A 10,509-nucleotide genomic window follows, 5' to 3' on the forward strand; every position below is an offset into this window, starting at 1 on the left:
TGTTTACAATTTGGATTATCACAAACTACAGGGATTTTTGCATCCATTCCTTTTAGTTGTATTATTTTTGTGATATGTTCATCAGGACATACAAAAACTAATTCTTTTGCAAGAGGTTTGACTTCTGAAGCTCTAACAACCATTCCAGAAACACTTGTCATAGTTCCTATAGTTTCAGCATTAATTTGTCGCAAACTTCTTTCAAGAGGAAAATTTGCAATTCTTACACGAACTTCTTCTTTGATTTTTTCAGCATAATCTGGAAATCTTGTTTGTAGTGCTTCTTTGATTGCTCTTGCAAAAGCATCAAAAATTCTATCAGGATTTTCAGTAAATATTATTTCTATTTGAGGTTCTGTAACAAGATCATTGTAATCAACTACAATGTACTTTGCATTTTTTGGCATCATTGCATCAATTGCATCAACATACTTGTAATCACCATGTTTATCTTTGAATCTTGTTAGAAATTCTTTTACTTTGTCAGATAATGCAGAATCAGTAAATGAACTAGTTTGACTACTCATTTGAATTTCCTCTTACTTGATTTTCAAATTCTTTACTATTTTCGTAAATGGTTGTATAGAAAATATTTTCTTCTACAGTTAATTGATTGTAAATATCAGAGTTTAGTTTAATTGAATCAGCAAGTTTTACAATTTTTCCTCTTCTCATTCTAAACAATTCTAACAATATACTCTCAACATGATTAAAGTCATCACGGTTCAAATCTTTCATAGTTTGTTTTAATTTAATATAAAAATGAGGTTCCAATGTAGATAACTGGTATTCTCCAACCATTTTTTCTTTAGATAATGCTTGTTTTAATTCAGTAATCATATCAGGCATATCAACACTACCAACCCCACTATCATTCAAAATTTTTCCAATCCACTGAGGCATGTTATTAGTATCGCCTTGCGTACCCTCAATTTTGACTCCTGCCACATTATACTTAAAATCCTGATTTACAGTAACTTTAGCGTCTTTTAGGCGATATCCTATCGAATGTACTTTTTCTATTTCTTCAATTTTCATATGAGATCACTTATCGATTTTAGATCCTCAAGTATCGGATCGATCAATTCTGTTAACAATTTAGTGAGATCATTTGATCCTAATTAATCACAGGTTGAGGCTAGGAACCATAAGATAAATTTGAATTTTAATGAATTGGATTACAGAATAACCAATTCGGATTTATTAATGGGTTCAGACTTTCGATACTTGATGTCTGCAACAGGAATGTGGGTAGAGAAATATCGACCAAAAGAAATCTCGGAAATTGTTGGACAAAGTGAAATTATTGGTAGTTTATCTGCTTTAATCAAAGATCCAACAGATATGCCACATCTAATGTTTTCTGGATCTGCAGGAGTTGGAAAAACAACTACAGCGCTATGTATTACAAGACAAATTTTAGGAGACAATATCGAAGGAAATCTACTTGAACTAAATGCATCTGATGAAAGAGGCATTGGAATGGTCAGAGAAAAAGTAAAAAAGTTTTCAGGATTTGCAGGATTGTCAAATGTGCCTTTTAAAATCATAATTTTGGATGAGGCAGATGAAATGACATCTGATGCTCAAACAGCACTCAGGAGAATTATTGAAGATACTGCAAAAATTTGTCGATTTATTTTGATTGCAAATAATATTTCAAAAATTATTGATCCTATTCAAAGTAGATGTGCGACATTCAAATTTACAAGTGTTAAAGAAGATGACATTATTAGCAGATTAGAAATAATTGCAAAAAAAGAAAAAGTGAAATCAAATAAAAAAGGATTAAAAGCAATTTATGATTATTCTCAAGGAGATTTGAGACATGCAATTAATTTGTTACAAGCAACTGCAAGTTTAGGAGAAATAACAGAAGAAACAGTAACATCATCAGCAGGACTAACTAAAACAACTGATGTTGATGAAATATTAAAAATTGTATTATCTGGAAATGTTGTAGAATCCAGAGAAAAAATGATTGAATTGATTAAAGTTTATGGAATGTCAGAATCAGATTTTCTCAAATATTTCAATTCAGCAGTTTTTAAATCAAAACACAAAAAACTATCAGAAATTTTAGAAGTTATTGCAAAATATGATTATAGGATTTTAGTTGGGGCAAATTCTGAAATTCAATTATCAGCAATGCTTGCAGAAATTGCAAGAATAGAAAATTAAAAACGCCGAGAGAGGGATTTGAACCCCCGCGTGCTTGCGCACACAGGCTCTCAAGGCCCGCGCTCTACCGAACTAAGCGACCTCGGCAAAAAATGTTGAAAATAGTGATTAAAATCTGTTGATAATTAAATAGAAAAATAAGAAAAAAGAAAAAATTCTTTAATCGTGTGCGTGTGGATTTTCAGAACCAGATTTCATAATTACATATGTTCCGGCTGCTTTTTCGTGCCATTCTTGGTTAGCTGATTCGATACGAATAGCTCCTTCAGGACAAATTTCTTGACATGCCATACAAACAGTACAATCGTGTTCTCTGATTGGTTGTGATTTGTCGGTATAATCTAATCTTTCATCTTGTTCGGTTAAACCAGTACCTTCAAAGGTTGCTCCCAAAACATCTGCTGCTGGGACATCCTGTTCGGTTCTGTACCATTGGAATGTTTGAACTGGACATACACTCATGCATGAACCAGCTGCTACACATGAATCCCAATCGACTGCAACGCTAGTACCATGAATTCCAAGAGGAACTTGTTCTTCGCCTCTTTCTTCATAAGCTGCCTTTACATCATCGTTTGAGAATGCTGCACCATCAGTTCTTCCGTCACCCCAGATATAATGGAAATTTTCACCATCACTATGGCTTGTTTTTCCTTTTGGTTCTACATCGTTGTGACAAAAGTCTTCTGGTATTTGTAGATCTGCCATTGGATCATTTATTTGTAAATCTTATTTAAAGCTAAAGAAAGTTAGTCAAGACTAAATTAAAAATTAAAAGTTGAGAATCCAAAAAGATTTGATTTATAGCAATTTTGCTGCACTTTCGTGTTTTTCGACATTTGATTGATCGACTTTGATTGCTTGAGGTGGACAAACAGATACACATGCCATACACCAAATACAATCATGTTCACGAATAGGATCTGCTTTATCAGTTAGATCTTTTCGCTCATCTTTTACATCACTTCCAGTTCCAGCAAATGTTTGTCCAACAACATCTTTTGCAGGAATATCTTTTTCAGTTCTGTACCATTGAAAAACTTGAACAGGACATGCTTCAATACATGCACCATCTGCAACACAAGAATCCCAATCAACTGCAACCATTGTTCCACTTACACCAAGAGGAACTTGTTCTTCACCTCTTGCAGCATAAGCTGCTACAACATCAGTGTCTGCAAATACTTCAGCTTGTGAACCATCAGTGTTAGTTTTTTTACCAGGTCCCCACATAATATGGAAGTTACCATCATCTAGACTAATTTTTCCTGTTGGTTTTAGACCTTCAGGGAAATTTTCTGCTATTGGCATACGGGATTTCCATGATGTTATTATTTAAAGTTAGATGATTCTACCATACAGATTGAATTATTTTTGAAATAAATCGATCATTTAGGCAGGAATAATTTCCTTACGTTCATAACGTATAACGATCAATAGTTTGGATATGGATATAATCAAATATGATGTGTATAGAGGGCCAAACATTGGTGTTTACATTAGTGTAAACGATACAATTGGATTAGTTCCAATGGGATTTGCAGAAACTAAAGCAAAAAAATTAGAAGAATATTTGGATATTGAAATAATGTACACAGCAATTGCCAATACAAGATTAATCGGTTCCTTATCAGTAATGAATAACAAGGGATTTCTTTTACCACCTACTGCTTATCAAGATGAGTTTGATTATTTGAAAAATGAAACAGATTTGGAAGTTGGAGTTTTAGATACAAAACATAATGCACTTGGAAATATTATTTGTGCAAATGATAAAGGAGCAATTGTTTCACCAGCATTATCAAATGAAAATTGTAAAACAATATCAGATGTAATGGGAGTGGAAGTTCTACAAAAAAAGATTGCAGGTTCCCATTTATCAGGAGTTACATTAAGGGCAAACAACACAGGAGCTGCAATTCATCCAGAAGCAGAAGAAAAAGACATCACAGAAATCGCAGATGTATTAGGCGTAAATGTTGAAAAATGTTCAATTAATGGAGGTATTCCATATGTCTCATCAGGAATTTTAGCAAATGATCATTGTGTCGTAGTAGGCTCACTAACAAATGGTCCAGAAATTATGAATTTAACTAAAGCATTTCTAAATTAAGAACAGATTTTGGATCGTCTGTAAGTTTTTCTAAAGATACAGTTCCTTCAGTTCCACTTTTCATATCTTTTACCATTACATTTCCTTGCTCCAATTCTTGAGGCCCAACAATGATAGAAAATCTAGCATTATTTGCAATATCCATTTGTTTTTTTAGATTTCTTCCAGCCAAATCAATATCAGTTGGAATATTATTTAGTCTTAGTAAAGACGTAATTGAGTGTGCAACTTTTTGCATTTCATCATTAATGTAAAGAACTGAAACTCTAGATGGTTCAATTTCTGAAATAATATTTTGTTCTTGCATAGTTAAAATTATTCGTTCAACCCCTCCTGCAACACCGGTTGCACCAAGATCATTTCGATTAAATGCTTTAGTTAGTGTATCATATCTTCCTCCACCAGCCAATGCACCAAGTTTTGAATTTTTATCAAATACTTCAAAAACAATTCCAGAGTAATAATCTAATCCTCTAACAATTCCAAAATTAATTCTAACATTAGAGACACCCCGATTTTCTAAAGAATCAAATAGTAATTTGATATCATTCCAAGATTCTAATTGAGATACATCAAATTTTGATTCAACTTCTTTTATGGTTCCTTTAATTTGTGAAAATTCTAATATTTTTTCTAATTTTTCTTTAGGATATCTATCTTCAAATTCTTTAATAATATCTTCTTTTGATTTTTTTGCAATCTTATCAACTGCACGTAACATATCTCCAACTAATTGGGATTCGTTTGAATCAAAAATTTTGTTAATATAAGATTCAACTAGGTTTCTGTGATTGACATCTATTATGATATTTTTAAGCAATAATGAATCAAATAATCGAGATGTTAATTCAATAATTTCTGATTCAGATTCTAAATTTGATTTACCATAAATTTCAAGATCCCATTGGTGGAAATATCGATAACGGCCTTTTTGAGGTTCATCATATCTAAAAACACCTCCAAAACTAGAGATTTTTGCGGGCAGTTTCATAGATTTTTGGGAAGTTGCATATCTTGTTAGACCCATTGTAAAATCAAATCTTAATGCAATTTCTCTATCACCCTTATCTTTAAAATAATAAATTTCGTCTTTAATTGCAGGACCAGATTTTGTTTCAAGTGTTGAAAGTAATTCAATTGGTGAGGGGTCCATAAATGAAAATCCATACAAATTTGAAAGTTGTTTAAAATGAGATCTTATATGTTCAATATTGGCAGTTTCTGAACCTACAAAATCTTTCATTCCACGTGGTAATTCCAATGTAATTATCTGTTAGAGGATTGTGATTTAGATATTTCTATAACATTAATTGAAATTTTCTTCTAAATCTTGTTCAAGATCAGGAAAACCATTCCACCAATCACTAATTTCAATCATTTCTATTGAAAATAATTTTTCTTAGTTTATAGATCTTTGCAAAGTGGATTTATAGATGAACAATTTAGTTAAAAATAATATTATTATCGTATGAAGTTAAAATATGGAAATTAAAATTGGATGTACTGGATGGAGTTATCAAGGATGGTCTGGAACTTTTTATCCAAAAAAACTTAAAAGTTCTGAATGGCTAAAATATTATTCACAGATTTTTAGCATTACTGAAATTAATTCAACATTTTATAAAATTCCATCACAAGAAATTGTTAGAAGATGGAGTACTGATACACCCAGACATTTCAAATTTACAGCTAAATTTCCTTCAATTATCACCCATGAAAAAAGATTAGATAAGATAGATTCTGAAGTCTTTTCTTTTTTAACATCTCTTTTACCAATTCATGAAAAAATCACAGCACTAGTTTTACAATTACCACCATCATTAACATTTGATGAAGCAAAACCAAGATTAGATAGAATATTTGATATTTTACCTAGAGATTTTTTATATCCAATTGAAGGTAGGCATGAATCTTGGTTTACAAAAGAAGCATTAAATTATTTTAAAGAGAGGAAGCATTGCCTAGTTTGGAATTTAGTAGAGGGAATTAACAATCCAATGCCAATTACATCAAATTATCTTTATCTTAGATTAATTGGAGATAGAAGTATTCCAGATAATCAATTTGGTAAAATTAGAAAAGACAAGAGCCAATGGATTAAAAATTGGGCACAAAAATTGAGTAAAATTTCTGAAATTCCTCTAGCAATGGTAATGGCCAACAATCATTTTGAAGGATTCGGACCTGCAACTGCAAATACTTTGGGTAAAAATTTAGGAATGAGGGAATTGATTTGGGAAGAGAAAAAACAAAAGACGTTAGGAAAATTTTAAACTAAAATTAAATTATTTTGCAAGACCAATTGCCTCACCAAAATAATATCCTGCAAGAATAGTAATAGAGGACCATATGCAAGAACCAATAAACGTAAACAAGATAAATTTAGGAATTTTCATTTTTAATAATCCCGCAGGTACTGAAATCATTTCTCTCATTACAGGTACAATTCTACCAATTAAAACTGCCTTATCACCATATTTTTCAAACCAAATTTCTACTCGTTCCAATTTTTTTTCAGTGATTCTGAAATTTTTTAAATATCGTAGTAAAACTGTACGTCCAAGTTTCAATGCAATCAAATAGATTATAGAGGTTCCAATTGTAGAACCAATTCCACCAAGAAATATCATAGGAATAATTTCTAATAACGAAATGCCTTGTTGTGAAGCTAAAAATCCCGCTGTTGGAAAGACTGCAAGAGTAGGAATTGGAGGAATGACGGTTTCAATTAATGCTGCAAGGAAGATTCCTTCATAGAGATGCTCACCTAAAAAATCTGCAATAAATATAACAAATGAATCAAAGGGTTCCATTTCTTTTTTACAATGAAATCTCACTAAATTACCTTACGAGAGAAGAGTTAGACAAATCATGATTTTTTATGCCTAAATTTTTCAAATAAATAAATTAGAAATTTAACTCCAGACTTTTTCTTTGAATGTCCATCTTTTATTTAACAAAAAGTTGCCAAATGCAGCAACACCTACAGCTAAAACTAATGAAATAGGATAAGATACGCTCCATTGATCTACAAGATTGTAAACCATTCCAAGCTGAACTAATGCACCAATAGAACTGAATCCAACAAATTTTCCATACTGAATTATCGTTCGTTTTGGAGCAAAGTCTCTATCTTCAAATGTCCAATATTTGTTCAACAGAAAGTTACTGGAAATGGAGAAGATTATTCCAAAAGTAGTTGCATGAAGATACCACATGTCAGAATTTAATGCAAAAAGCATAGAAGCGAGATAATTTATTGCTAAACCAGAAGCCCCAACAGTGAAAAATCTAGCAGCTTTAGATAGAAACTTTACAGAAGTTCGTTTTTCGTCTTTTTCAACTGTTTTTCCATATTTATATAATTTCCAAACAGATTTGAAATAATCAAAAATAGTTGAAGAATCTAGTTTACTAGAACCTAATTCTCTATCAACAAATGTGTAAGGTACTTCCTCAATTTTTACACCCTTTGTTTTTACTAGAATTTCTAAAAGCATTTTGTAACCAAGTGCATCAAATTTTAATCCATCAAGAATATTTTTTTTGAATGCAAAAAACCCAGACATAGGATCATGAGATTCTATTCCTAATCCTTTTTTTGCAATTAAGGTTGCAACTTTGCTCATAATTTTTCTTTTAATGGGCCAACCTTGAATTGAACCACCATTAACATATCTTGATGCAATTGCAATATCACATCTAGTTTGTTTAATTGCATCAACTAATTTTGGAATGATATTTGGAGGATGTGAAAAATCACTATCCATTACTACAATTGTATTAGCAGAAGATTCTTGAATTCCATTTAAAATTGCGGAACTTAATCCATTTTTTGCTTTTCGTTTGATTACGTTGATTGTATGGCTTGATTTTTCTTTAATTGAATGAAAATAATCTTCAGCAATTTTTGCAGTGTTGTCAGGGGAATTATCATCAACAATAATAGTTTCTAATTTTAGATTAGATGGGAAAGATTTCTTAATATGATCTAAAATTCCACGAATATTCTTAGATTCATTATAAGTGGGCAAAATGATTGAAATCTCAGCGTTATTCAATATGTCTGATTTTTTCAAATTGAATTAAAATGTTTTATGTAAAAAATTTCACTTATTGAGCACGATTAGTCGTAATTAGTCACGATCATAAAATAAAATCAAAGTCAATTAAGGTTTTAAGAATACCTTCAGAGTATTAGGTTTTTTAGCATATGTAATAGCATCCTCAAATTTTTCTAAAGAAAAGGTTGAATCTATCATAGAATCAACTGATACTTTTCCTGTTGCTAATGCATCTATTGCGGGTTTAAACAATCCACATCTTGAACCAATTAAAGTAATTTCATTAATGATTGTAGGAGTTAAGTCAAGATTTTCTCTTGATGCAATAGTGGATTTTAAAACTACGGTTCCACGGGGTTTAACAAGTTTCATTGTATCAGTAAATCCTGAATTACTTCCTGTTGCTTCAACTACTAAATCAAATAATTGTTCATCGGTAGATTCAATGCCTAGTTTAATTTTAATTCCAGATTGAATCAAACTTTGAAGTTTAGTTTCATGTTTTCCAAAACAAGTAATGTTTGAACATGTTAATTTTATAACTTGAATAATTAATTGTGCTAATCGTCCATCACCCACTACTGCAACATTCCATTCAGGTTTTAAAGAAACTTGTTCATTAATTTCAAAAGCAGCAGCTAATGGTTCAACAAATACAGCTTGTTCATCACTAATAGAATCTGGAATTACATGTAGATTCTTTTCAGGTAAGGAGAGATATTCAGCAAAAGCACCATTACGTTTTAAAATTCCCAATACAGTTCTAGTAGAACAATGTCGTTCCATTCCATTAATACAAGAATCACATTTTCCGCAACCTGCATTAATTTCTCCAACCACTCGTTTGCCAATCATTTTAGGATTATCAGATTGTTTTACAGTTCCAACAAATTCATGTCCTAAAATTCCAGTATATTGCATATATCCATCTAAGATTTCTAAATCTGTTCCACAAATTCCAGCTAAATCTACATGAACTAATGTCTCATTAAAATCAGGATTAGGATAATTTTTATCTAAAATCATTTTTGTTCCATCAAAAAAAGTTGCTTTCATAAAATTATCAAAATAATTGTAATTTTAAAAGATTAGTATATGAAAAATATAATCTCACCATGTACATTTTATGACGTGATTATTAAAAATGAAGATTAAGTATACATGAAAGTCTTGCTTGACTTGTAAATTTTGTGAATAATTATTTGCTATAAACAGGAAAAAACTATGCTTATTTTTTAAAAGTCAAGTTTCAAATCAATAATATGGGAATTAAATTAGTGGGATTAGGCATATTATCATTATTTTTGATTATGTTAATTCCAGCAAATGCAGAAGTAACCGAATTTTCAATTGAAAAGAGTTTCTACACAATTGATGAAGGAATTGTATTTGTAGGTACTGCAGAAGAAGCAAATACAATGATTAATGTAATTATGGAAAGTCCATATGGAAAAGAAAGTATGCTTGTTGGAGCAATTTCAAATAACGAAGGAAAATTTAAAACAATGCCAAAAAGTGTTGATGAATTTTTTCAAGTAGTTGGAACATATCAATTTACAGCATTTACGGTTCAAAAAAATGATGGAACAAATTTATCTTTAGAATTTGATGGAAATAGGATTTTAGCAGAAACATTTTCTATTTTACAATTAAATTCAATTGAAAATAAAATTACTGAAATAGAAAAAACAATTTCATTTACTGCAAGTATAACAGATTCTACATTTACAAATCCAATTTACAGTTTAGAAAATGAACCAACAGGGGCTACAATTGATTCGACTACTGGACAATTTGTTTGGACTCCAACTGTATCACATGGAAATATTGAAGATGTGAATTATAATTTTAAAATAATTGTAAATGCAGACAATCAAGAAGATAGAGAAAACATAACAATTACTGTAAAAAAAGCATATGAACAACCAGTAGTTGAACCAGTAGTTGAACCAGTAGTTGAACCAGTAGTTGAACCAGTAGTTGAACCAGTAGTTGAACCAGTAGTTGTGTCTACAATTGCGTCATTTGTAGACCAATCAAAAGACCCACAAAGTTATGTTGACAGATACAACAATGAAGAATCATACAAAGAATGGTTTGACAGTAATTACTCACAATATTCTTCAATTTATCAAGCAGTTGGATTAGATG

Annotated in this window: 11 protein-coding genes, 1 tRNA gene and 1 pseudogene; 4 read left to right on the forward strand and 9 right to left on the reverse strand. The window is 30.9% G+C overall.

What is annotated here, in order from left to right; genetic code table 11:
* Positions 1-527: pseudogene (locus AW732_RS00730) on the reverse strand (minichromosome maintenance protein MCM); the annotation flags it as partial.
* Positions 520-1,038 carry a hypothetical protein gene (locus tag AW732_RS00735; protein ID WP_067957074.1) on the reverse strand — a complete coding sequence of 173 codons (519 nt, stop codon included), beginning with the start codon at positions 1,036-1,038 and terminating at the stop codon, positions 520-522. The gene AW732_RS00735 and the pseudogene AW732_RS00730, both read right to left, overlap by 8 nt.
* A gap of 192 nt (positions 1,039-1,230) precedes the next feature.
* Here AW732_RS00735 and AW732_RS00740 point away from each other — a divergent pair, with 192 nt between their 5' ends.
* Positions 1,231-2,181, forward strand: a complete 951-nt coding sequence (locus AW732_RS00740) for a replication factor C small subunit (protein ID WP_067957077.1) — start codon at positions 1,231-1,233, stop codon at positions 2,179-2,181.
* A 3-nt stretch (positions 2,182-2,184) separates the two neighbouring features.
* Here AW732_RS00740 and AW732_RS00745 read toward each other — a convergent pair.
* The 3 genes from AW732_RS00745 to AW732_RS00755 all read right to left on the reverse strand — a co-directional run bounded on the left by AW732_RS00745 (position 2,185) and on the right by AW732_RS00755 (position 3,492).
* Positions 2,185-2,268 (reverse strand) — tRNA-Ser (locus tag AW732_RS00745).
* Between the two features lie 72 nt (positions 2,269-2,340).
* Entirely contained in the window at positions 2,341-2,889 is a 549-nt protein-coding gene (locus AW732_RS00750) for a ferredoxin family protein (protein ID WP_067957080.1), read from the reverse strand.
* Between the two features lie 93 nt (positions 2,890-2,982).
* Positions 2,983-3,492, reverse strand: coding sequence for a ferredoxin family protein (locus tag AW732_RS00755; RefSeq protein WP_067957083.1), 510 nt, complete (start codon positions 3,490-3,492; stop codon positions 2,983-2,985).
* Positions 3,493-3,628: 136 nt separating this feature from the next.
* Between AW732_RS00755 and AW732_RS00760 the strand changes: the two genes are divergently transcribed.
* A complete protein-coding gene (locus tag AW732_RS00760) occupies positions 3,629-4,294 on the forward strand; it encodes a translation initiation factor IF-6 (RefSeq protein WP_067957086.1) in 666 nt (221 codons plus the stop codon).
* Here the strand turns inward: AW732_RS00760 and hisS are convergent.
* Positions 4,275-5,555, reverse strand: coding sequence for a histidine--tRNA ligase (gene hisS / locus AW732_RS00765; protein ID WP_067957089.1), 1,281 nt, complete (start codon positions 5,553-5,555; stop codon positions 4,275-4,277). The two genes, AW732_RS00760 and hisS, sit on opposite strands and share 20 nt — an antisense overlap.
* A 220-nt stretch (positions 5,556-5,775) precedes the next feature.
* Here hisS and AW732_RS00770 point away from each other — a divergent pair, with 220 nt between their 5' ends.
* Positions 5,776-6,567 carry a DUF72 domain-containing protein gene (locus tag AW732_RS00770; protein WP_067957092.1) on the forward strand — a complete coding sequence of 264 codons (792 nt, stop codon included), beginning with the start codon at positions 5,776-5,778 and terminating at the stop codon, positions 6,565-6,567.
* Positions 6,568-6,579: 12 nt separating this feature from the next.
* Here the strand turns inward: AW732_RS00770 and AW732_RS00775 are convergent, their stop codons facing one another.
* From AW732_RS00775 to AW732_RS00785, 3 genes are all read right to left on the reverse strand, one after another.
* Positions 6,580-7,107 carry a DedA family protein gene (locus tag AW732_RS00775; RefSeq protein WP_067957095.1) on the reverse strand — a complete coding sequence of 176 codons (528 nt, stop codon included), beginning with the start codon at positions 7,105-7,107 and terminating at the stop codon, positions 6,580-6,582.
* Positions 7,108-7,209: 102 nt separating this feature from the next.
* Positions 7,210-8,355, reverse strand: coding sequence for a glycosyltransferase family 2 protein (locus AW732_RS00780; RefSeq protein ID WP_082697383.1), 1,146 nt, complete (start codon positions 8,353-8,355; stop codon positions 7,210-7,212).
* Positions 8,356-8,463: 108 nt separating this feature from the next.
* Positions 8,464-9,414, reverse strand: a complete 951-nt coding sequence (locus AW732_RS00785; RefSeq protein WP_067957101.1) for an alcohol dehydrogenase catalytic domain-containing protein — start codon at positions 9,412-9,414, stop codon at positions 8,464-8,466.
* A 206-nt stretch (positions 9,415-9,620) separates the two neighbouring features.
* Between AW732_RS00785 and AW732_RS00790 the strand changes: the two genes are divergently transcribed.
* Positions 9,621-10,509: putative Ig domain-containing protein (locus AW732_RS00790; protein WP_172790359.1), on the forward strand; the 889-nt coding region annotated here is incomplete at its 3' end.

Origin of the sequence: Nitrosopumilus sp. Nsub (assembly GCF_001541925.1) — an archaeon.
Taxonomy (GTDB): Archaea; Thermoproteota; Nitrososphaeria; order Nitrososphaerales; family Nitrosopumilaceae; genus Nitrosopumilus.